We start from the raw sequence: 23,967 nt of genomic DNA on the forward strand, positions 1-23,967 counted from the left end.
CACAGCGGGAAAACGCTACAGTTAGGGGGACTTCCCGAAGTACAGCACTCAGGAACCCCTCATGCCACTCCCGTCAGCGCACAATACTGAGTCACCCACAACGCCCATTGTCATCGGTCGGTCCGCCTCCCCGGGCGCCGGAGACGCCCAATCCACCCTGGTGACCCTGTTACCGCAGATGCTGAATCGCCACAGCCTGATTTGCGGCGCTACTGGAACTGGCAAGACAGTTACCCTTCGCTACCTGGTGGAACAGTTAAACCGCCGCAATATCACCACCCTGGTGACAGACCTGAAAGGCGACCTGAGCGGACTCGCCGCCCCCGGCGGCGCCAACAAAAAAGTCGCGGAGCGCCTTCCCCTGTTTGCACTCGATACGCAGTATTTCACTGCCTTCCCGGTAACTCTGTGGGGGCGCAGCGGGCTCCCTCTACGCACCACGCCCAGTGAAATGGGGCCTGAGCTGCTGGGCCGCCTGCTCCAGCTCAACGACAATCAGCAGGGATTGCTCCAGATGATTTTTCGCATGGCAGATCGGCAGGGGCTACTGCTACTGGACTGGAAAGACCTAACCGCCCTACTGGACCATGTAGACCAGAACCGCAAGCACCTGACCCTTGAGTACGGCAACATTTCTCCCGCGAGCCTGGGTGCGATCAAACGCAAGCTGCTTGCCCTGGAGCCACTTTCTCCAGATATTAAAGGTGCCGCAAGTCTATTCGGAGAGCCCGCACTGGCCCTCGATGACCTGATGCAGGAAGGACGCATACACCTGCTCGACGCAAGCGATATGCAGCCGGCGGTGTACGGCACTTTATTACTGTGGCTGCTTGCAGAGCTCTATGAGACCCTGCCGGAAACCGGCGACAGTCAGCTGCGCCTGGTGCTGTTCTTTGACGAGGCCCATTTACTGTTCGACGACCTCCCAAAAAGCCAGTGTGATGAGGTGGAGCAGATCGTAAAACTGATCCGTTCGAAAGGGGTGGGCATTGTATTTGTCACCCAGAATCCGCTGGATATCCCGGAAGACATCCTCGCTCAGCTGGGCAACCGCATTCAACACGCCCTGCGCGCCTACACCCCAAATGAGCAACGGGCAGTAAAGGCCGCAGCACGCAGCTTTCGCGCAAACCCAGCCATTGATACTGCCACCGTCATTGGTGAACTCGCCGTAGGCGAGGCACTGGTTTCCGGACTGGACGCTGACGGTGTGCCCCAGCCTGTGGCGCGGACCATCATTCACCCCCCAGCGAGTCGACTCGCTCCGCTCACCGACACGGAAAAGAAAACGCAACGTAAAAACGACCCTTTGCGATCAACGTACGCCAGGAAGCTGGATCGCGAATCCGCCTATGAACAACTACAGCAAAGACGCGAGCAACTAGAGGCTCAAAAAGACCCAATCTCAAAACCCGCCGCGAAAAAAAATGTGGTTAAAAAGCAGAGTCCGCTGGAAAAAAGTGTTAACCGAATGGCAAGCAGTTTCGGACGACAGATCGGTAGGGAATTGATGCGCGGGCTTATGGGAGCCCTGTCCGGTCGCCGGCGTTGATTGAGTAACCGTGTTCGGTAAAGAAGCGCCGCAGTGGTCCTCCCTCCTCCGCCAACAGAGGCGCCAGGGACTTGTAGCGAGTCTCTTCTGGCGACATCCTCAGCACTGCATCCCTCAGGGCAGCAACGCCACCACTGATCAGCAACAGATCCTCCAGTGGGTTGATCGTTACGCGAATGGTAAACACCACCGCACCGGTTGCAGGCAGGCGGCGCAGCGTCTGCCGCTCAATCCGCAGGTATAACCGCCTTGGCTGCCCCATACATGCGGACTTCGAATCGGTAACCTCGCCCGCACGCTGCAACAGTTGCGGGGAATCCACTACCGACCAGTTACTCCGCCACACGGGAAATTCGGGCTTCAAATGATCGAAAAAGCGCGCTACCCGGGCAGACAGCTTTTGCTGAAAGCCCGGTACGGGTCCGTGAATCTGGTCCAGTGGCCGCCCGATTTTTTCCTCGAGGCGCCAGTAACTTGGCGCGGCAAGCGATGCGGCGACCAGCGTATAGCCGTGCTGGCCAGGTTGCAGCAGGCAGATGTCGTCTGCGACCCAGCAGCTGGCACCCCACAGGGGTTCGGCGCTTGCGAGTTGAGGTGCCAGCCCGGGCCAACGTAGTTCACTACCGGCAGCGCACCATCGGAGCACAGAATCCGCCGCGCACAGATAGTTGGTGTGGTCATATATCAGGTGCTGATAGAGCTGCGTAGCCAGCTCCCGCTGAATCGGCAACGATGCCGGCAGTTGGGCGTATACTCTGTCGCCCATCGCGTGGCGAGCGGCAATTTTATTTTGCTGATAGTGCGGAAGAGTACGGCAGGGCAAAACCCAGTGGCGTGGGTCGAGCTTGTTGAGCCCCATATGCACCACATCGGGCACCGTAAGGAAAGGAAGACATGGGGAAGCTGAGGCAAAATCCTGCGCAAAACGCCGCGCAGTCATTTCGCCGACGTCACTACCCGCACAGGCAGGTGCGGGCGATGACGATCCATAAGCCGGCAAAACGGCCAACCGAGAAAACCTAGTGCGTTGCAGCCATTTGCGTATTGCGCGCCTGCTGCAGTGCCGCGAGGTCTTCTACCCAGATAATGTCCGACAAGCGGGTGTTGCGCCCGGTATATTCACGCAGGGCTGCGCTGACCTGCGCCAGATCACCGCTTTCCTCCGCGGTGTGCAGAGGCAGTTCAACCCAGGCCTGCCCATTTTGGTCAATGACACGCTTCACGGATTTGTCTCCGCTCAGTTGGCCATCATCCGCAGAGCTCACGTGGCGATCAATAGCGGAGGACCCGCCCGCCGGTAAATAAATCGTGCCATTGGTAAAGTCCACCGCAAACGCCACGATCCCCGGCAGAATGCCGAACAGTAATGCCGCACCATCGAGAATGACCACCACCGGGTCTACCCGGCCGCCAGTCTGCCCCTTGCGTTCCGGATACAGGAAGTAACCGCAGGCAGTCAGGTTCATCACCATTGTGAGTAGGCAGGTGGCGGCAAGGCCGCGCTTGAGAGATCGCGATGCGGGTCGATTCGTAGGTCGGGTCATAGTGCAATTTCCTTAACGGGAGCCAGCGGTACATAGCCGGTCAATTCGAATTTCAGATGCCCGCAAGGATACCTGATTTCATAAACCGGCTGAAAGTGGCGCCATTTCATTCATTGTGCGCCAGGTCGCAGGCGTAACGGGACATCATCGGTATTCTTGCAAGGAACCTGTGCCAGACCCAGTAATAACCCCCAAGGCTTTCGGAGATCTCCCATGCCCAGTCTCAAGTACCATGCTCTACGACCACTGACCCTGTTGTTTGCGGTACTTCAGGTCTGCCTGCTCGCCGCCTGTGCAGCCCCCGGGCGCACTCCCGAAGAGCAGCGCCAACACATCGCACAAACCGAGCGCGAGGTACTCACTGAGCTGTACCAACTGAAGCCTTCGCTTCGTAGCGAAGTGGCCAAAGCCCCCGGCTACGCCGTATTCAGCAACATCAACGTCAACCTGCTGGTTGCCAGCACCGCAAGCGGGTACGGGGTTGTGGTGAACAAATCCGGTAAGCGTACTTATATGAAGATGGGTGAGGTGGGTGTAGGCCTCGGGCTCGGGGTGAAAGATTTCCGTGCTCTGTTCATCTTCGACTCTACGGAAGTCATGGAGCGTTTTGTGGAATCCGGCTGGACCTTCGGCGGCCATGCGGACGCCGCTGCAAAATCACAGGATAAAGGCGCCGCCGTAGGCGGAGAAGTCGTAGTGGATGGCATGCGCGTGTACCAGCTCACTGAAAGCGGGATCGCACTGCAAGCGACGGTGAAAGGCACCAAGTACTGGAAAGACGCCGCACTGAACTGAATCCGCACACCGGTGACCGGGTAGTAAAGCCGGCAGACAATGCATCGGGAGCCGCCCTGCCATGTCCGCTGGCGCCACAAGTTCTAACCTGCTTAACCTGTCTAATAGTTAATTGAATCTGCGCCAACTTGCCCTTTGAATCCATGCCCCCCGCAAAAGACTGCCTAAACTTTAGTCAGCACCTGCTGAGGAATGTCAGGGAGCAGTACAACATTTCTGAAGGTGTGTTAGTGGTTCGCACCGAGCATTTGACCAGGGCAGTGAGAAGTCGTCATTGGTCCGACGCCAGAAATTTCAGGGAGCAGTAGTCTCAGCAGGTGCCGCCAAGGATTGGCAGAGGCGCGACGTCCGCAAGGGCGTCGCGCCTTTTTATTTGGTCCACTAACCAGAAAAATGTCCTGAGGAATTTCCCGCCAGCCTTCAAAACATTGTTCTCGAAACTTGCGCTACCGCAGTTATTTCTACCAAGCTGCCTTGGGCTATCCTGTTTTCCAGGCCTGAAGCTGTATCCTGCAAACCGTTCGACCACTGGCTCAAAGCACGGTGCCAAAAACCTGAACAAAATCACTGCGGAGTCTACGCATGCATATCAGCAGCGCTTTCGATAGCGGCAACATCAAAGTCATCGATAAAAACACGAATCCCGTAGAACTGGCGATCCGGATTGACAACCAGTCCGACTTTTACCAGTGGTTCCACTTCCGACTGGAAGGTGAGGTGGGCAAGGAATACCCGCTGCGCATTAACAATGCCGGTAAGGCCGCTTATCCGGAAGGTTGGGAAAACTACCGGGTATGTGCCTCCTACGATCGCCACAACTGGTTCCGCATCAACACTCAATACGACGGCAAGGTTCTGGATTTCACGGTAAACCTGGAACAGCCCGCCATTTATCTGGCGTACTTTGCCCCCTATTCCTGGGAACGGCATCTCGACCTGCTGGCGTGGGCCCAGTCCGATGAGCGGGTAGAATGCGAAACCCTCGGCCTGACCCTGGACGGTCGCGACATGACCCTGCTCACCGTGGGCGACGCGGAAAAAGCGAAGCGCAAAGTATGGATGATCGCCCGCCAACACCCCGGTGAGTCAATGGCCGAATGGTTTGTGGAAGGCTTTCTGGAAAACCTGCTGGACGAAGCCAACCCCACAGCGCGCCAACTGCTCCAGGACACGGTTTTTTACGTAGTACCCAATATGAATCCGGACGGTAGTGTACGGGGCCACCTGCGCACCAACGCCGCCGGTGCCAACCTGAACCGCGAATGGCAATCTCCCAGCATGGAAAAAAGCCCCGAGGTCTATCTGGTGCGCGAACGTATGCTGGAGACCGGTGGCGATATGTTCCTGGATATTCACGGCGACGAAGCGCTGCCGTTTAATTTTGTTGCCGCCTGTGAAGGCATACCCGGTTACGACGATAAACACGCTGCGCTGGAAAACGTCTTCAAGGCCGCCTTTGTTAAAGCCAGCCCCGATTTCCAGACGGAGCAAGGATACCCCCTGGACAAGCCCGGTGAAGCCAATATGACCGTGGGCACCAACTGGTGCGGTCACCAATTTCGCACGCTGGCACTGACTCTGGAAATGCCGTTTAAGGACAACGACAATCTGCCAGATCCCATTGAAGGCTGGTCACCGGCGCGCTGTCGCCAGCTGGCCCGGGACATGCTAACCCCCATTCGTGAGACCCTGGTCTATATGGACAGCAATCAATAATTACGACACCAATAACCACAACATCAAAAACAACTAAACCAATAACAACAGAGGTAACCCTATGCGAACACCATTTCCCTGGCGACAGCTGGCTATGCCGCTTGCCCTGTCAGGCCTGATCGCCGTTGGCGGATGCGCCAAGCAGAATGACAGCGCCACCGACAAGCCCAATGCACCGGAAGCAGCGACTGCGCAGGCCGAAGACAAAGCCTCAACAGATGCGCTGCTAGAGAATGCTGGAGCGGCGGCCGCACCGACACTCAGCGCGGAAGAAAAGAGCGAAGTCGCGGAGCTGGCAAAGGATCTGCACTCCCATATCGCGGTGCTCGCCTCCGATGAATTCGAGGGCCGCGCGCCTGCAACCAAGGGTGAAGAGCTCACGGTCAAGTACCTCGCAGATGAGTTCAAAAAGCTGGGCCTGAAACCCGGCGCGGTCGACACCGGGGGCAATCCCAGCTGGTATCAGTCGGTGCCGGTGGTAGAGATGCAGATTGAAACCACACCCATGGAAATCAGGGGTGAGAATTTTGCGAAGTCCCTTACCGCCCTGACCGACATGGTTGCCTTTACCCAGCGCCAGACCCCGGAAAGTAAACTTGTCGACAGCCCACTGGTGTTTGTCGGTTACGGCATCGTTGCCCCGGAAAACAACTGGAACGATTACGCCGGTCTCGACATGACAGGCAAAACCGCGGTGATCCTCGTAAACGACCCAGGTTATGCCACCCAGGATAAAAACCTGTTCAACGGCAACGCTATGACCTACTACGGTCGCTGGAGCTACAAATTTGAAGAAGCCGCGCGCCAGGGAGCGGAAGGCGCCATCATCGTCCATGAGACCGGCGCTGCCGGTTACCCCTGGGAAGTGGTCAGCGGTAGCTGGTCCGGTGCCCAGATCAGTCTCGCCGCCGAAGACAAGAATTCTGACCGGGTTGCCGTGGAATCCTGGATCACTACCGATGTGGCCAAGTCATTGTTTGACGCCGCCGGCCTGGACTTCGCTGCGGAATTGGAGGCCGCAAAGCAGCGTGGCTTCCAGCCCAAGCCAATGAACCTGACCGCCAGTGTCGAGTTGAAAAATCAGGTCCGTACCTCCAACTCTCGCAACGTGGTTGCCAAAGTCGAGGGCAGTAAATACCCCGACGAAGCGGTTATCTACACCGCACACTGGGACCACCTGGGAGTGAATGATCACGCCGAAGGCAGCGATCATATATTCAATGGCGCTGTTGACAATGCCACAGGCACAGCCGGTCTGCTGGCCATGGCACGGCAGGTGGCGAAGCTGCCGGAAGCACCGCAGCGCTCTATGATTTTCGTCGCGGTCACTGCGGAAGAATCAGGTCTACTGGGCTCAAAGTATTATGCGGAGAATCCGGTTGTTCCCCTGGAAAAAACGGTTGCGGGCATCAACTTTGACGCCATGGGAGTACTCGGTCCTATGCGCGATGTCATCGTGGTCGGCTACGGCAACAGCGAGCTGGAACAACTGCTGGAGCAGGCCGCGGCAAAACAGGGGCGCTACCTGGCTCCGGAAGACCACCCGGAACGCGGCTACTTTTATCGCTCGGATCACTTCAGCCTGGCGAAAAAAGGCGTACCCATGCTGTACTTCGACTCTGGCACTGACAGCTTCGAACACGGCCGTGAATGGGCACAAAAGAAAGCGGCAGAATACGGTGCCCGCGCATACCACAAGCCCGCCGATGAATACGATCCGCAGTGGAACCTGGAAGGGGCGGCGCTGGATCTGGCGCTGGGCCTTGACCTGGGGTTGGCGCTCGCCAACAGCCGCGACTGGCCCAACTGGTACCAGGGCAACGAATTCCGCGCTGCGCGGGATAAGAGCGCCGATACACGCAAGTGAATCCGCTCGCGCGGCCTCCATACGGCCGCAACGAAAAGGGGCGCCCGATCGGGCGCCCCTTTTTTATGTTGTCCGGTCTCAGTCCTGATCCTCGAGCAGGCTGCGCCGCTCTTTATACGACAGAGCTTCTTTTTTTGCCACCAACCAATAGGTTACCCCAAGCGCCAGCACCGCCGCGGCAATACCGAGAATATAATCCGGCGTCGTGTCATCGAGATCCAGCACAATCACTTTTCGCGCAATGGCCATCAGTGCCGTCGCCACCACCAACTGAATCGGAATAACATTGGAGCCGAGATAAAGTCGAATATTGATGAAAATCTCGATGGAAATCAGCACCAGCATGATTGCACCAAACACATCAAACAGATCATTGTGGTTCATGATCAGCACGGGGGCTGCCTGCAGCCGCTGATACACCACCCACACGACATCCGCCACACTCCACACAATAACCAGCGCCATCACCACGGACAGAAAACGCACCGAGCTGCGAATAACCACATGTAGCAACCGGATCAACGGGTCTTCGTGTTCCGCCGGCAGCTCCTCGTGGATCATGGTCGGCCTTTCCTGCTTCTCTGACATTGGGTGCTCTTGGGTCAACAATTTGCCCATTAGTTATAGCGCACCAGCCACCGCCCCGTATGGGGCATCACCGCACACACGTTTTTCTCAACGATCTTCCACAAAAAAAACCCGCTGCAAGCAGCGGGTTTTTCGTTTTCGAAACAGGATTCAAGCTCAGGCGCTGACTGCTGTTTCCACTTTCTTGAGTTCTTCGTCGCGAAGCTCGCGACGAAGAATCTTACCGACATTGGTCTTCGGCAAGTCATCGCGGAACTCAATATTTTTTGGCACTTTGTAGGCTGTCATATTTTCACGACAGTAGGCAATGATCTCTTCTTCAGACAGAGAGCTATCCGCTTTTACCACGAACAGTTTTACGGTCTCGCCGGTTCGCTCATCCGGAATACCAACCGCCGCGGCTTCGGTAACTTTGGGATGCGCACTGACAATATCTTCGATCTCGTTCGGGTAGACGTTGAATCCGGAGACGATAATCATGTCTTTCTTACGATCCACAATCTTGATGTAACCATCGTCCTGGATCACCGCCATATCGCCGGTTTTCAACCACCCTTCTGAATCAATGGTCTCAGCGGTAGCTTCCGGGCGCTCCCAGTAGCCTTTCATTACCTGAGGGCCGCGTACACACAGTTCCCCCGGGGTATTGTTGGGCAGATCGTTGCCGTTTTCGTCGATCACCTTCACTTCAGTACTTGGCACCGCCTTACCCACCGTGCCCAACTGTACCGCTTCTGAAGGATTGAAAGACACAACCGGTGAGGTTTCCGTCATACCGTAACCTTCCGTCACAACGCAGCCAGTCATTTCTTCCCAGCGCTTGGCCGTATCGCGGGTCAGAGCCATACCACCGGATGCGGTGGTGTGCAGCTTGCTGAAATCGAGATTGGCAAAATCCGGGTTGCGCATCAGGCCGTTGAACAATGTGTTCAGGCCCACAAACCCGGTAAAACGGACACCCTTGAGGGTCTTCACGAAGGCCGGGATATCGCGCGGGTTAGGAATCAGGATTGAATGGTTACCAGTGGCAAACAAGGCCATGCAGTGAATGGTAAACGCGTAAATATGGTACAGCGGCAGAGGCGCAATATAAATTTCCTCGCCCTCTTTCATGGAATCGCCAAGGGCTTCACGCACCTGTTCCATGTTCGCCACCAGGTTGCGATTGGTCAGCATTGCGCCCTTGGCAACACCAGTGGTACCGCCGGTGTACTGCAGCACCGCAATATCATCCGGCGTGCGCTGAACGTCCTGGTGCGGCTGCTTGGCACCAGAAGACATGGCGTCGCGGAAATTCACCTGATTGCTGAAGTGGAAATCCGGAACCATCTTTTTAATGTGCTTGGCAACAGTATTGATCAGCACCCGCTTGAGCGGTGGATGCAGATCAGCAATTTCGGACACGATCACCTGCTCGACGGAGGTTTCTTCGATCACCGCAGCGGCTGTATCGGCAATATTCGCCAGCACCACCAGCGCCTTGGCCCCGGAGTCATTCAGCTGATGCTTGATTTCCCGCTGTGTGTACAGCGGATTGGTATTGACCACCACCATACCGGCACGCAGGGCGCCGAATACGGCAACCGGGTACTGCAGAACATTGGGCAGCTGCACAGCGACGCAATCGCCGGGCTTGAGGTTGGTGTGGTTCTGAAGATAGGAGGCAAATTGGGCGCTGAGCCGATCAATATCGCCGATGGTGAGCGTTTGCCCAAGGCAGGTAAATGCCGGGCGCTCTGCATATTTGGCCGTGGCACTGGTAAACACGTCAAGAATGCTGCGTTCGATGTCCAACTTGTTTCTCCCAATACTGTTGTTTTTGTGGTGTCACCCGCCAAACGCGGCCTGCCGCACTCGCAAGAAATCGAGCAGGGACAGTTTCACTAGACTGGCAGATTATCGGCGAGTTCGCGGACTGATGATACCTCACCAAGTGATCCAGTCCGTTTATAGTCGAAATCCGCAGTTGTGATCTGAGCAGACGGGCAATTATTGTAAGTTTTGTTAGTTATCTGGTGAATGTTACTGCGAGAGGCAAATAAGCCGCCTGAATTTCACTAGAAACCCAGAACCGGCAGATTAATAATTATTTTTACGCCAGGTGGTCAACCTGACGGGGCCGCATACCCGTTATCGTTCAACGCAGACAATTTTTCTCCTGCAGAGAACAGTGTGACAGTAATCAATGTACGATGAAAAGATCCGCCAGTGCCGCTGCCAGTTCACGATTCCCGGTGTAGCGGATATCCCCCAGCAGAAATGCGTGCCGCGCACTCAGCTGGCCGTCGATGATATCCCGCAAGGTATCGTAGGACATTTCCAGGTCCAGATCTGGTGCTTTAACCAATCCGGAAACCTGCTCGGCCTCGATAATGAAAGCCTCCCCCTCTGGGCCCTGCTGGTCCACCGCCTTGCGTTCGACACGCAGGTAGAAATCACTGCCATCCGGCAATCGAAACTGTACTCGAGTGGTCTGAGGCAGACAAGTAAGCAGCCGCAAGCGCTCGAGAATGTGCGCCGGTAATTGCATCATCACTCCGCAAATTCGGACATCCGCCATCGGCCGCCATTGGCAAAAAGCGGATTCAAAAACACCGCCGCTGTTACCAGGGGCGGTGTTTTCCAATCATGTTGCTCAGAACGCGAAGTGTTCCGCATCCAGGCTCATGAGGTTGTCGGCGCCGCTCTGCATGGCGCTGGCGTGAGTCGCGGTGCGCGGCAGAATGCGATCGAAGTAGAAACGTGCGGTGGCGATTTTTGCACGGTAGAAGTCTTCTTCACCGGCACCCGCCTGCAGTTTCTCGTTGGCGATTTTCGCGGCCTGTGCCCACAGATAGGCTTGCACGGCGTAACCGGAGTACATCAGGTAATCCACGGAAGCTGCGCCGACCTCATCGGGGTTTTCCATGGCCTTGACACCGACGTTCATAGTGAGCTCACCCCACTCCTTGTTGATTTGCTGAAGCTTGGCAACGTACGGCGCCAGCGCTTCATTATCCACCTCGGCCTGACAGAATTTGTGCACGATTTTGGTGAACTTACGCAGCAGCTCGCCCTGGCTCATCAGGACCTTACGGCCCAGCAGGTCCAGTGCCTGAATACCGGTAGTACCTTCGTAGATGGTGGAGATACGGGAGTCGCGAACGTTCTGCTCCATGCCCCACTCGGCGATGTAGCCGTGGCCACCAAAACACTGCAGACCCAGGTTGGCAGATTCATAACCGGTCTCGGTCAGGAACGCCTTGGCGATCGGCGTCAGGAACGCGAGCAGGTCGTCGGCGTCTTTACGCTCTTCTTCCGTCTCTGCGGCGTGGCTGCGGTCAACCTGTTGTGCACACAGCAGTACCAGCATGCGACCGCCTTCAGCGAAGGCTTTCTGGGTCAGCAGCATGCGGCGTACATCCGGATGTACGATGATCGGGTCTGCCGCACCTTCCGGGTTTTTCGGGCCACTCAGGGAGCGCATTTGCAGGCGGTCTTTGGCGTAAGCCAGGGACTTCTGGAAGCCCGCTTCCGCGTGCGCCACGCCCTGCAGGGCAGTACCCAGGCGCGCGGTGTTCATGAAGGTGAACATGCAGTTCAGGCCCTTGTTGGGCGGGCCGATCAGGAAGCCTTTGGCACCGTCGAAGTTGAGCACCGCGGTGGCATTACCGTGGATACCCATCTTGTGTTCCAGGGAACCACAGGTCACACCGTTGCGTTCGCCCACGGAGCCGTCGGCATTCGGCAGGAATTTCGGCACGATAAACAGGGAGATACCCTTGGTGCCCGCAGGGGCATCCGGCAGGCGTGCCAGTACGATGTGGACGATGTTCTCGGCCATATCGTGCTCACCGGCAGAGATAAAGATCTTGGTGCCGCTGATGGCATAGGAGCCGTCGTCGTTGGGCTCGGCCTTGGAGCGCAGGATACCCAGGTCGGTACCGCAGTGTGGCTCGGTCAGACACATGGTGCCGGTCCAGGTGCCCTCGACCAGCTTGGTCAGGTAGGTTTCTTTCTGCGCATCGGTACCGTGGGCTTCCAGGGTATTCATTGCGCCGTGGGACAGACCCGGGTACATACCCCAGGACCAGTTGGCAGTACCCACCATCTCGCTCAGGATGGTACCCAGAGAAGGCGGCAGGCCCTGGCCACCGTGTTCGACTTTGTGCGGCAGGGACGGCCAGCCGGCTTCCACGAACTGCTGGTAGGCTTCCTTGAAGCCATCGGGGGTAGTGACTTCGCCGTCTTTCCAGGTACAACCCTGCTGGTCGCCGATCTGGTTGATCGGGGCGAGGACGTTCTCACAGAACTTGGCACCCTCTTCCAGGATGGCATCCACCACGTCGGGGCTCGCATCTTCATAGCCCAGTGCCGCATAGTGCTGATCCCAGTTCAGCAGCTCACGCATGGCGAAACGCATGTCACGCAGCGGAATTTTGATCTCGCTCATCCTGAATACCCTCTTTAACGATTTTTACACTCGATTTTCGCGCCCACTGCCTACGTCTTGTTCACACCAGGCCGGGCTGCGCCACGGGAAGCACGGCCAAATGCCGTGACTCAACTATTCGTTTTATTCATATTAGTAGCAAATTACCAATAGTCACTATGGCGAAAAGTGTCCAAAGCACTAACAAAATACGGCGACGAAATTGCCAGATATCCACTGACGCACAGGTCACGGCTATAGCGAAAAATGGCGAGAATGTCGCTGGCAAGAGGCTGGCATACAGAAGGGAAACGCGGGGAAAATCCGCCAAGTACGGGGGTACAGTCAGGAAGACACCGCCGCTCGCGGGCTTTTACGGTATTCACCGGGAGTTACCCCGGTCCACTTTTTGAACGCGCGGAAAAAGGCACTCGCTTCGTCAAAGCCAAGCATTTCAGCTATCTGTGTATTCGACAGATCCGGACAGCTCAGATAGTGAAAAGCCGCTTCCATCCGGCACTCGTCCTTGAGCTTCTGGTAAGAGGTGTTTTCCTGCTGCAATTTACGACGCAGGGTGGTGACGGACATATTCAGACGCTCCGCCACCGCTTCCGCAGGCGGCATGGATTCGCTCACATCGCGATTGAGAATCGTCTTGACCTTGGTCTTGATGCTGTTGGCATTGCCATCACTGATGACCAGGTGATAGGGGGCTGTGCGGATAAAATCTTCCACCGTCTGCGGGCTCTGCACTATGGGGTAGTCCAGGTAGCGACTTTCATACTCCAGCGCATTGGCAGGCTGATCGAACAGCAGCTCGCCGGCCTCACTCTGAGCGAGCGTCTGGAACTCCTCCGGACAGGGAAAAGAAAAATGCAGCTTGGCCAGCGGAATCTCTCGCCCTACCAGCCAACAGTAAAACCGGTGCCACACCGCCAGGGTGGTACGAATGACTCCCGGTGTGGTTTCGGCGATCAGCTGGTCAAATTCGCCCTCTTTCAGGGAACTGATCCCTACAATCACCACTTTGTCGCGATCTCCCCGGGAAGACAGCACTGGCTTGACCCGGAAGCCGCGACAGATCTCCATGAATTCCGCGCTAAGCGTGATCGCCTGACGCACGGTTGCGCAATTCACCACCGTCAGACACAGTAACCGGAATGAGCCCGAGCGCACCCGGCCACCACTGAGCATGCCGAACCACTCATCCTGGGCCAACCACATGACCCGCTGATACAAACGGCCGTACTTGATGGCAGAAAATGCCGCCGTATCTTCCAGCTCACCCTCAGAAATATCCACCGACGCGAGCAACTCTGCCCGATCACAACCGTGCCGGGCCGCTTCGTCCAGCAAGCGCTGGACGTAGGCTATGGGTATACGGATATCGTCACTCTGACCGGAACTGGAAACCGACGGGCTATCGCTGGCCATGCTCTGCCTTACCTAGCGGTCGTCGTCACGGCGGTCGTTGCGGCGCCGCAGCCAATTCAGCAACGCACCAAAACCGAATGCCAGAGTCACAATTACCGCCAGAAATACCAGCATCAACACCAGGTAGCTGAGAACATCCGCCACTGGCAGGTCCCAGCTCCAGATCGCCGCAGCGATAAACGCGATGCAGGCAAGCACACTGGTAATAAACGAACGGCGGCGTTTCTGGGCCATAACAAAACACTTTCGACGGGGAGTGAACGATTGGTCGACGGATACCGTCGACACTAGGATTCAGGTAGTGCGCAGCGCTTCACGGTGCGTCCGCTAATCCGGTTTTGCCGACTCTCTAATACTATAGGGTTGTATTATCAGAGCGATGAATTCTACCGGTTAGCAGGGATTACCTCCGCGAACTGCCAGATTACGTGCAAGACCTGAAAGGTGGGACCGGGCATTCCCGACTCCACATGGCGCCGAATCCTGCAGGATTGGTCATGGGCTGTCAACGCAGCCGGCTGGATTGGCACTTCGGCGAACCCGATCTGGGAGAATGCCATGCAAAGACGACACCTACTCCGCAAATCAGACAGGTCCACTCTCCGCCGACTTGGAATCTGGGTCGAGTGCATGATGCTGCTCGCGGGTTCGGTATTACTGGGCATCCTGCTGCTTGCGTAGGCGGCGACCGACCTGCGATACAGGGCGTTAGTCGCCCACAATACCGCCCGCACTGAGACGCGCCGGGTCCAGCAGCTTCTCCAGCGTTTGCCGATCCAGATCGGTCATTTCTTCGGCGACATCCAGCACGGGACGACCGGCGCGATACGCGGCCTTGGCAATCTCCGCTGCCTTGGCATAACCGATGACCGGGTTCAGCGCGGTAACCAGAATGGGATTGCGGGCCAGCGCATCCTGCATCCGTGTTGCGTTCACAGTAAAATCACTGATCGCCTTGTCTGCCAGAATGCGAGATGCATTTGCCGACAATTGGATACTCTCGAGTAGACTGAACGCTATCAGCGGTAACATCACATTCAATTGGAAATTACCGCTTTGCCCCGCCACGGCTATAGTGGTGTCATTTCCCATCACTTTTGCCGCCACCATCGCTACCGACTCGGCAATCACCGGGTTGACCTTGCCAGGCATAATACTGCTGCCAGGTTGCAGCGCCGGCAGCGCAATTTCACCAATCCCCGCTAGCGGCCCACTGTTCATCCAGCGCAGATCGTTGGCAATTTTCATCAGGGCCACCGCCAGGGTTTTCAGGTGCCCGGATACCTCCACCGCCGTATCCTGACTGGCGATTGCGGCGAAAGCATTGTCCGCGGGGCGCACAGAGATCCCACAGGCTGCGCCGAGTTTACGGGCGAACACTTCGGCAAACTGCTCGTGCGCATTCAGACCACTGCCTACCGCAGTCCCTCCCTGAGCAAGCTGCTCCAGGCGGGGCAGTACATCTTCCAGACGCGAGCGGCACAGCTTTATCTGCGCACTCCAGGCCGAAATTTCCTGCCCCAGGGTGATAGGGACAGCATCCATCAGATGCGTACGCCCGGTCTTTACCACAGACGCCAGGTTGTCGGCTTTCTCATCTGACACCTCGCACAGGTGTACTAATGCGGGGAGCAATTGATTTTGAATGGCCAGGAGTGCAGAGAGGTGAATCGCGGTCGGAATGACATCGTTACTGCTCTGGCACATATTGACGTGATCGTTCGCGCCAATCTCAACACCGGTTTCTTCACTGGCGAGACGGGCGAGCACCTCGTTCACGTTCATGTTGGTACTGGTGCCGGACCCCGTCTGGAAAACGTCCACAGGAAACTGACGCTGATAGTGGGCGTCCGTCAGGTTGTCACAGGCCTGAATAATCGCGCGGGCCCTCTCCTCATCGAGAATACCGAGGGTCTGGTTTGTCTCCGCAGCAGCACGCTTGATGGCCACCACGGCGCGTAAAAATGACGCGGGGAGCACATGATCACTGACGGGAAAGTTGTCGACAGCACGCTGAGTCTGCGCGCCGTACAAAGCATCTTCTGGAACGCGAATTTCACCGAGACTGTCTTTTTCGACCCGAAAAGCTCCGGCGCTCTCGGTTGGATTGTCGAGGGGCGGCTTGCGCACGGCGCAGGACCTCCTGGAAAACACAGGTAAAAAGAAAGAGGAACCGGTGCAGGCACCGGGAGAGATCAGTTACAGGGTAATGTGTGGTGGTGGGACTTGGCAATCAGCTGGAAGGTGGCACAGGCCCGTACGGTCACACGCTGACTCGCCCTTCCTGGGTCCATTCACAACGCACCTGCATATCGCCGCTGCCGGGCTCATGAAACAGACCTGCCGCCTCCCAGTTAAACGAGTGGGTGCCGGAGAGCTCTGTTTCCAGGTGGACCGTGGCAGAAACCCAGTACATGCTGCGCAACAGCTCTTCGAACTTCTGGATCCAGTGATTCCATTCATACTCAACGGCGCGATAGGAGGCACCGAAATGGATGACGTCTGTCTGATACTGGGATTGTTTGACCTTGATCGTAGGGATCGAAAACATATCGCGGCACAGGAACGGCCACTCGTCCGCGCTGGGCAGCGCCAGCACGGCTTCGCGGTTGACCCGGCGGCGATCGCTGCTGCCTGCCAGGCTGTTGCTGTCTTTGATACAGCCGTAAACGATTGATTCCTGATCGCCCTGAATCACGCTGCGCTAACCCCTACGCTTCCCCCGCAGCACAGATGTGTTGTCGGGCCAATTCAATTAATGCTCCGCCAACTGTAACGGCGTGACCGGGATAATTCTACTGCCAGATGCGGGCAAATTTTCGACCCGATCGCATTTCACGCAGTTCGTTTAAATTTCGATACCCTGCGTTCGCAACATCGACATCAATCCCTCCTCGTCCAGCACCGGCAACCCCAGATCCCGCGCCTTGTTCAGCTTGGAACCCGCGCCCGGTCCGGCAACAACCGTGTGGGTATTGGCGGATACACTACCAGCCACCTTGGCCCCCAGCCGCTGCAGGTAATCCTTCGCCTCACTGCGAGACAGGGTCTCCAGCTTGCCGGTCAGCACCCAGGTCTGCCCGGCGAGCGGCTCGCTGCCGGACTCCCGAATCTCGGCCGCCCAGTGCACTCCCGCCTGCTGCAACGCAGCTATCTCCTCAAGATTGTGGGGCTGCTCAAAAAACTCAGCGACATAGTGAGCCACAATCGGGCCAACATCTTCCACCTGCTGCAGCGCTTCCGTATCCGCCTGCATTATTTGATCCAGATCACCAAAGTGCCGCGCCAGGTTGCGCGCAGTGGCCTCCCCCACTTCGCGAATACCGAGGGCATAAAGGAATTTCGGTAGCGTGGTATCTTTGCTGCGCTCCAGCGCATCCAGAAGGTTCTGTGCGGACTTTTCCCCCATCCTCTCCAGCGCCACGAGGGGCTCTAGTGAAAGATGGTACAGACCGGACACTGAGTTCAGCAGCCCCTCATCCACCATCTGCTCCACAAGCTTGTCACCAAGGCCATCAATGTCCATGGCTTTGCGCGATGCGAAATGCTTGATTGCCTGTTTGCGCTGGGCACTGCAGATAAGCCCCCCGCTACAGCGGGCGACAGCTTCACCGGGAGTGGCTTCCACCGGCGAATCACATACCGGGCAATGACTGGGGAACTCGATGTCCCGTGCGCCTTTGGGGCGACGACTTTCCACCACCGACACCACCTGTGGAATTACGTCGCCGGCACGGCGAACGATTACCGTATCGCCGATTTTCACTCCCAGACGCTCAATTTCATCGCGGTTATGCAGGGTTGCGTTGGATACGGTAACACCGCCAACAAACACCGGCTCAAGACGTGCCACTGGGGTGACCGCGCCCGTGCGTCCCACCTGAAACTCCACATCCAACAACCTTGTCATCTCTTCCTGTGCGGGGAACTTGTAAGCCGTAGCCCAGCGCGGGGCGCGGGCCACAAAACCCAGTCGTCTCTGCAGGGGAATGCTGTTGACCTTGAACACGATACCGTCGATGTCGTATGGCAGTTGCGCGCGCTTCTCACCAAGCCTGCGGTGGTACTCGATACATTCCTGGATATTCTTCGCCACCGTCATTTCACCATTGATGCGAAACCCCCAGCGATTCAACTGCTGGAGGATTTCCGAGTGCGCCTCGGGTAATTCGCCGCCCTCCACCACGCCCACGCTATAGGCACACAGCTCCAGCGGGCGCTGGGCGGTAATCCGGGGGTCCAACTGGCGCAGGCTGCCGGCAGCGGCATTGCGCGGGTTTACAAAGGTTTTGTCACCGGTGGCGAGGGCCTTTTCATTGAGAGCCTCGAAACCGGCCTTGGGCATGTAAATTTCACCGCGAACTTCCAGTACGTCCGGCACGTCTTCGGCCAACAGTTTCAGCGGCACAGAATAAATGGTGCGTACATTCTGGGTAATGTCTTCACCCACTGTGCCATCACCACGGGTCGCCGCGCGCTCCAGTAATCCGTTGCGGTACAGCAGGCTCACCGCGATCCCATCCAGTTTCGGTTCGCAGGCATATTCCACCGGCGCACTATAATTCAGCCGCTCGCGAATTCTGCGGTCGAAGTCCTCCATTTCCTCATCACTGAACGCATTATCCAGTGACAGCATGGGCATTTCGTGGCGGATCTGTGTGAAAGCCGCCAGTGGTTCCGCCCCTACTCGCTGGGTGGGAGAGTCACTGGTAACCAGCTGCGGATACTGTTCTTCCAACCCCTGCAGTTCGCGCAGACACCGGTCGTACTCAACATCGGGTAATTCCGGTGCATCCAGGACGTAGTACTGGTAATTGGCGCGGTTGAGGATTTCGTGCAGTTCCATGGCACGGGACTGGGATTCCGGGGGGATTTTTTTTGTCATTGTTGTTCCGCAAAAATGGGGGATTCTTGCCGATGAAGTTGAAAGTGATTTTTGCAGGAGCCCGGCCTGCAGACGAACACTCAACTCTCATCACGAGGTTTGTTCGCCAGCAGGGCAGACTCCTACAACAAAAAAAGATCAGGCTTGGGCGCGGGCCAGGGCTTTGCGGCGCTGGAATTCCATTACCCGCTGCCGGTAGTGTTCGGCAGTCTGCGCGGTAAAAACGCTGCGGTTTTCATCTTTGAGCTCGCCGCCCAACTGCTCGGCAATATAGCGTGCGGTGGACAGTAGCGTATCAAAGGCTTTCAACGCCTCCACTTCTGCGGGCAGCGCCAGGAACAGGCTTACACCAGGGGTGGTGAAGTCTTCCATCTCAGACATATCAAAGGTACCGGGCACCACGATATTCGCAAGACTAAACAGAGCCGGTCCTTCCCCCGCCTCCCCGCAATGGTAATGGAAAATGTTCATTTCACCGAAGCGAAGACCACTGGAGAGCAGCACGCGCAGCAGGTCGTTGCCTTCAAAGCAGTCACCGGCGGGCGCCATGATATTCAGGATCAACACTTCCTGCACATCCCGCTCTTTCAGCGCACTCTGCCCGCGCTTGCCACGCTTTTTGTTGTTCTCAACCGGCGCCACACTACGTTCATCGTGGGAAGGCGCTTTTTTCAGGTCCTGCCCTTTTTTAAGGTCCGGAAAACGGATTTCTGGCAATTTGAGATCCGCCGGAGACCAACCGGGTTTTCTCACCGGTTCGCCCGGCTCTTCCATCGGCGCCTCGTCAGGTACCGACTGCAGAGATTCGAGGCTGACAGACTCATCCAGCGAGGGCTCACGGCGGTCGCTTGCCGGCTCTTCAGACTCGGCAGACAAACCGGCCATGGGCGCCAGCTCGCCCTGGTATTGCAGATCGTCTTCGATCGTGGACACGGACTCCCCCGGTGCGGGGCTGGGGGCGATTTCCGGCTCAACCGAATCCATCAGCATTGGCACCTGCTCTTCCAGGTTCAGCGAGGCCTGCTCCGGCACCTTGGCCGCGCGCGTGGTCGTTGAAGGCTCCGCGGGGATTTCATGACGGTCTTCGCCGCGCTCTGCCACACGCTCGGGCTTGCTTCCGGCCAGCGGCTTGCGGGAAGACTGGAAATTCTGCTGCACCTGGCGATTCACCTGGCTGGCATCTTCCGGCTTGCGGCGCTGTACAACGCGCACCGTTCCCGGTAACTCGGCCGAAATCTGGCGGCGCTTCTCCGCCTCTTCCGGGTCAATGTACTCGAGCTCGGACTCGCTGATCGGATTGGATCTTTCCGGCACAACCACCGGATCCACGGCGTCCTTGAGCGTGCGCGGCGTAGAAAGGATGTCTTCGTTAACGTCATCCATCTCCTGGCGCAGGCTGCGGGACAGGTTGCGGGAGACTTTCACCGAGTCTTTATGCTTGAGATAGGCACGGCGGGCACCATCGAGCACTACGCCCAGCAGCACCAGCGCCAGCAAATTGATCAGCCAGTTGTCCATAATTACATCCCTCTCCCTGTAGCCATCACGCCGATGCCAGCTCCGCGGCTTCTTCCACGTCCACCGATACCAGACGGGAAACACCCGGTTCGTGCATGGTAACCCCCAGCAGCTGATCGGCCATCTCCATGGCAATCTTGTTATGGGTAATGTAGATGAACTGAACGTGCTCTGACATTTCTTTTACCATCCGTGCGTAACGACCCACGTTGGCATCATCCAGCGGTGCGTCCACTTCGTCCAACATACAGAAGGGCGCCGGGTTGAGGCGGAAGATGGAAAATACCAGGGCGATTGCCGTCAGCGCTTTCTCACCACCGGACAGCAGGTGGATTGTACTGTTTCGCTTGCCTGGCGGCCGCGCCATGATCGCGATACCGGTATCCAGCAGATCTTCGCCGGTCAGTTCCAGATACGCATGACCACCACCGAATACCTTCGGGAACAGTTCCTGCAGACCGCTATTGACCTGATCGAAGGTCTCCTTGAAGCGGGTGCGGGTTTCCTTATCGATACGGCGAATGGCGTTCTCCAGGGTTTCCAGAGCGTCGGTGAGATCACCGTACTGGGTATCCAGGTAATTTTTGCGCTCTGACTCCTGCTTGTACTCGTCGATGGCCGCCAGGTTAATCGGACCAAGACGGGAGATGCGTGCGGCCACCAATTCGATATCCTGCTGTACAGCTTCGATGGTCAACTCTTCCGGGAGTTCCTCCAGCAGGCCTTTCAACTCATGACCAGCCTCCGCCAGCTGCTCTACCAGGCCGTTGCGCTGGGTTTCTAGGGTCTGTGCAGCCAGACGTTGCTGCTCCAGCTGAGCGCGCACGCCCTGCAGGGCGGACTCTACCTTGTGGCGCTCCTGCTCGTGGTTGCGAAGGGTAGACTCCACCTCTTCCATTTTCTTGCGCGCTTCGGACAGCTCGGTTTCCACATCGATGCGCTGAGCGAGCTTTTCTTCCAGTTCCGCCTGGAAATCCTGGGACGGATCCTGTGCATCTTCCATCTGACGCAATAGTTGCTCGCGGCGCTCCTGCAGGCGCTCCACCTGCTCGCGCAGCACTTGTAGGGTGCGCTCAAGGGATACCTTCTGCGTGCGCACGGACTGCTCGCGCATAGCCAGTTCGTGAGCGCGATCTTTGTCTTCGCGAGCCCGCTGGCGAGCGGCGTCCAGCGCTTCGCGCAGTTCTTCGCGGCGCGCCAACAGGGTTTCGCGGCGATCAGTATCGTCGCTCATCGCCTCCAGAGCCTCCTGCAGCACGATGCGCGCCTCGGAAATGGACTCGGCTTCCAGTTCCTGCTGCTCTTTGACTTCAGCGATTTCCGCCTCGATACGACGGCGGCGCTCGTCCATCTGCTCCTGGCGTGCGCGCTGGGCAGACAGCTGGCTGCGCAGATCACCTGCGCGACGGTTCAGCTGCTCTGCATTGTTGCGAGCCTGCTCAATACCGGATTCCAGCTCCCCGGCGCGGCTGCGCAGCTGTTCGCGTTGTTCAGCCAGATCTTCAATACGCGCTTCGCAGGCCTCCAGCTCCGCATCGAGATTTTCCAGCTCCTGCTTGCGCGCCAGCACGCCGGACTCAGCGTCGCCACCACGGCTGACTTTCAGCCAGTTGGGGCCTACCCACAGACCGTCGCGAGTAACAATAGATTCGTTGGCTTTCAGCTGATCGCGCTGGGACAGCGCAGCATTCAGATCTTCGGCGGTGTAGATACCATCCACCAGGCCACTCAGGGACGCCGGGCCTTCGACCACATCCGCCAGTTTCGGCAGATTGCCGGCAGAAGCTGTGGGCGCGTGACGACCATCGACAAACACAGCCTGACCACCGTCAAAACTGGTGAGACTGCTCTGCAAGGCTTCTATCTGATCGACACATACCGCCTGCAGCTGGGCGCCGAGGACAGTTTCCACGGCGGTTTCCCAACCCCCGCGGGCGCTGATCTGCTCGGCCAGACGCGGACGGTCCTGAAGGTTGTTCTGTTCGAGCCAGCTGGCGACACTCTTGCCCTGCCCCATGGCCGCCTGCTGCAGTGCCTCCAGGGAGGCCTGGCGGCCGCGGCTGGTCTGTAATTGCAGACGCTCCTGATCCAGCTCCGCACCCAGCTCGGTTTCCCGGCGGCGCAGATCCGAGAGCTGTTCTACCTGTTCGGCAATGGATTCGCGCAGTTCTGCCAGCTGTAGCTCCAACTCCGCCAGCTCTTCGTTTTGCTGCTCCAGCTCCGCATCGTCACCGGATCCGGACAGGGATTCGCGCTCGGTCTGCAGCTTGGTAATGCGGTCCTGCAGGCGCTGGCTGGAGGTTTCCAGGTGCTGGATTCGGGACTGCTGTACTTCCGCCCGCTGGCGGGACCCGGAGGCTCCCTGGTTGAATTGATCCCATTCATTCTGCCAGTCACGCATCTGATCTTCGGCGGTCAGCAGGGCCTGGGCAGACTCTTCTTCCGCCGCCTGTACCATTTCCAGATCGGGAATGATGATTTCCAGTTCGGCGTCAAACTCAACCGCCTTCTCCTGGTCTGCCGCCAACAGTGACTGGGACTCGTTGTATTCCTGCTTGGTGCGGGCGAAGTCCGCCTGCAACTGCGTATTGCGCTCACGGGCGTGGGAAATACTCTGCTCCAGGCGCGCAATATCCGCACCGACCGCATAGAAACGCCCCTGAACTTCGTTGAACGCATCGGACAGATCGTGATAAGCCACGCGCTGCTCTTCAATACCCGTATCAAAGCCCACCTGACGGGTCACCAGCTCTTCCACGGTGAGCTCCAGCTCGCCGATCTGCTGTTGTTTGGCATGGGCCTGATCGTCCAGGTCCTTGTACTTGAGGGCCTGCAGGTGCGCCTTGTGAGTACGCTCCTCCTCTTTGAAGCGGCTGTATTTCTCGGCAGCCGCGGACTGGCGCTCCAGGCGCGACAGCTGACGGTCCAGCTCGTCACGGATATCGGTGAGGCGCTCCAGGTTTTCCTTGGTGCGGCGCATGCGGTTTTCAGTATCCCGGCGGCGCTCCTTGTATTTGGAGATACCGGCGGCCTCCTCGATAAACACCCGCAGCTCTTCGGGCTTGGCCTCAATCAATTTCGAGATCATGCCCTGCTCGATGATCGCGTAGCTGCGCGGGCCAAGACCGGTGCCCAGAAACAGGTCCGTCACGTCGCGGCGGCGGCACTTCTCGCCGTTCAGGTAATAAATGTTCTGCCCGTCGCGGGTCACCTTGCGCTTGATGGAAATCTCGCTGAAGGCGGCGTATTCACCGGTAAGCTTGCCCGCGGAATTATCGAAAACCAGCTCGATGGAGGCCTGCCCCACGGGCTTACGACCACTGGAACCGTTAAAGATAACGTCGGTCATGGAATCGCCGCGCAGGTTTTTCGCGGAGGACTCACCCATTACCCAGCGCACGGCGTCGATGGTGTTGGACTTGCCACAGCCGTTGGGGCCGACCACGGCGCTGAGATTGGAGGGGAAGTAAACGGTGGTCGGGTCAACGAACGACTTGAATCCGGCCAGCTTGATGCACTTCAAACGCATGGTCTTAAAACTCGGTAATGCCCGGCGCCCGTGCGGTCACTATTCCGCCGCCGAACGCTCTTCGTTGTACTTTCTGGGGGATTTGCGAAGGGGGTCTGACTGGCCAGTACCCGCAAATCGCCGTTTTG

17 protein-coding genes are annotated in these 23,967 nt (G+C 57.6%); 4 read left to right on the forward strand and 13 right to left on the reverse strand.

Annotation, left to right across the window (positions count from 1 at the left end):
• Positions 1–61 precede the first annotated feature (61 nt).
• Positions 62–1,552, forward strand: a complete 1,491-nt coding sequence (locus tag AU11_RS04545) for a helicase HerA-like domain-containing protein (protein WP_051686949.1) — start codon at positions 62–64, stop codon at positions 1,550–1,552.
• Here the strand turns inward: AU11_RS04545 and AU11_RS17670 are convergent.
• Together AU11_RS17670 and AU11_RS04555 are read right to left on the reverse strand one after the other, a co-directional pair.
• On the reverse strand, positions 1,521–2,492 hold the full coding sequence (locus AU11_RS17670) for a DUF3445 domain-containing protein (protein WP_081847930.1): 972 nt from the start codon (positions 2,490–2,492) through the stop codon (positions 1,521–1,523). The two genes, AU11_RS04545 and AU11_RS17670, sit on opposite strands and share 32 nt — an antisense overlap.
• 79 nt (positions 2,493–2,571) lie before the next feature.
• Positions 2,572–3,096 carry a hypothetical protein gene (locus AU11_RS04555; protein WP_043316806.1) on the reverse strand — a complete coding sequence of 175 codons (525 nt, stop codon included), beginning with the start codon at positions 3,094–3,096 and terminating at the stop codon, positions 2,572–2,574.
• A 213-nt stretch (positions 3,097–3,309) separates the two neighbouring features.
• On the opposite strand from AU11_RS04555, the gene AU11_RS04560 reads away from it, so the two are divergent.
• The 3 genes from AU11_RS04560 (at position 3,310) to AU11_RS04570 (ending at position 7,474) form a co-directional block, all read left to right on the forward strand.
• Positions 3,310–3,891: a hypothetical protein gene (locus tag AU11_RS04560; protein WP_043316807.1), complete on the forward strand. Its 582-nt coding sequence runs from the start codon at positions 3,310–3,312 to the stop codon at positions 3,889–3,891.
• 582 nt (positions 3,892–4,473) lie between these two features.
• Positions 4,474–5,607 carry a M14-type cytosolic carboxypeptidase gene (locus AU11_RS04565; RefSeq protein WP_043316809.1) on the forward strand — a complete coding sequence of 378 codons (1,134 nt, stop codon included), beginning with the start codon at positions 4,474–4,476 and terminating at the stop codon, positions 5,605–5,607.
• Positions 5,608–5,668: 61 nt separating this feature from the next.
• Positions 5,669–7,474, forward strand: coding sequence for a M28 family metallopeptidase (locus AU11_RS04570; protein WP_043316811.1), 1,806 nt, complete (start codon positions 5,669–5,671; stop codon positions 7,472–7,474).
• A 78-nt stretch (positions 7,475–7,552) separates the two neighbouring features.
• On the opposite strand, the gene AU11_RS04575 is transcribed toward AU11_RS04570, so the two are convergent.
• From AU11_RS04575 to smc, 11 genes are all read right to left on the reverse strand, one after another.
• A complete protein-coding gene (locus tag AU11_RS04575) occupies positions 7,553–8,062 on the reverse strand; it encodes a phosphate-starvation-inducible PsiE family protein (protein ID WP_231491539.1) in 510 nt (169 codons plus the stop codon).
• Positions 8,063–8,218: 156 nt separating this feature from the next.
• A complete protein-coding gene (locus AU11_RS04580) occupies positions 8,219–9,856 on the reverse strand; it encodes an AMP-binding protein (RefSeq protein ID WP_043316815.1) in 1,638 nt (545 codons plus the stop codon).
• Positions 9,857–10,244: 388 nt separating this feature from the next.
• A complete protein-coding gene (locus AU11_RS04585) occupies positions 10,245–10,595 on the reverse strand; it encodes an SCP2 sterol-binding domain-containing protein (protein WP_231491721.1) in 351 nt (116 codons plus the stop codon).
• A 102-nt stretch (positions 10,596–10,697) separates the two neighbouring features.
• Positions 10,698–12,494 (reverse strand): acyl-CoA dehydrogenase C-terminal domain-containing protein, encoded by a 1,797-nt coding sequence (locus tag AU11_RS04590; RefSeq protein WP_043316818.1) that lies wholly within the window; start codon positions 12,492–12,494, stop codon positions 10,698–10,700.
• 324 nt (positions 12,495–12,818) lie between these two features.
• Entirely contained in the window at positions 12,819–13,907 is a 1,089-nt protein-coding gene (locus AU11_RS04595) for an AraC family transcriptional regulator (RefSeq protein ID WP_051686951.1), read from the reverse strand.
• A 12-nt stretch (positions 13,908–13,919) separates the two neighbouring features.
• Positions 13,920–14,141, reverse strand: a complete 222-nt coding sequence (locus AU11_RS04600) for a hypothetical protein (RefSeq protein WP_043316820.1) — start codon at positions 14,139–14,141, stop codon at positions 13,920–13,922.
• Between the two features lie 474 nt (positions 14,142–14,615).
• Entirely contained in the window at positions 14,616–16,037 is a 1,422-nt protein-coding gene (locus AU11_RS04605) for an aspartate ammonia-lyase (protein ID WP_043316822.1), read from the reverse strand.
• A 133-nt stretch (positions 16,038–16,170) separates the two neighbouring features.
• Positions 16,171–16,605, reverse strand: a complete 435-nt coding sequence (locus AU11_RS04610; RefSeq protein WP_043316823.1) for a hypothetical protein — start codon at positions 16,603–16,605, stop codon at positions 16,171–16,173.
• A gap of 150 nt (positions 16,606–16,755) precedes the next feature.
• Entirely contained in the window at positions 16,756–18,792 is a 2,037-nt protein-coding gene (gene ligA / locus AU11_RS04615; protein WP_043316824.1) for an NAD-dependent DNA ligase LigA, read from the reverse strand.
• 138 nt (positions 18,793–18,930) lie between these two features.
• The gene (zipA, locus tag AU11_RS04620; protein ID WP_051686952.1) at positions 18,931–20,310 is read right to left on the reverse strand and encodes a cell division protein ZipA; all 1,380 of its coding nucleotides are present in this window, start codon (positions 20,308–20,310) and stop codon (positions 18,931–18,933) included.
• Between the two features lie 25 nt (positions 20,311–20,335).
• On the reverse strand, positions 20,336–23,839 hold the full coding sequence (gene smc / locus AU11_RS04625; protein ID WP_043316825.1) for a chromosome segregation protein SMC: 3,504 nt from the start codon (positions 23,837–23,839) through the stop codon (positions 20,336–20,338).
• Positions 23,840–23,967 lie beyond the last annotated feature (128 nt).

Source organism: Microbulbifer sp. HZ11 (assembly GCF_000708675.1).
Lineage (GTDB): Bacteria > Pseudomonadota > Gammaproteobacteria > Pseudomonadales > Cellvibrionaceae > Microbulbifer.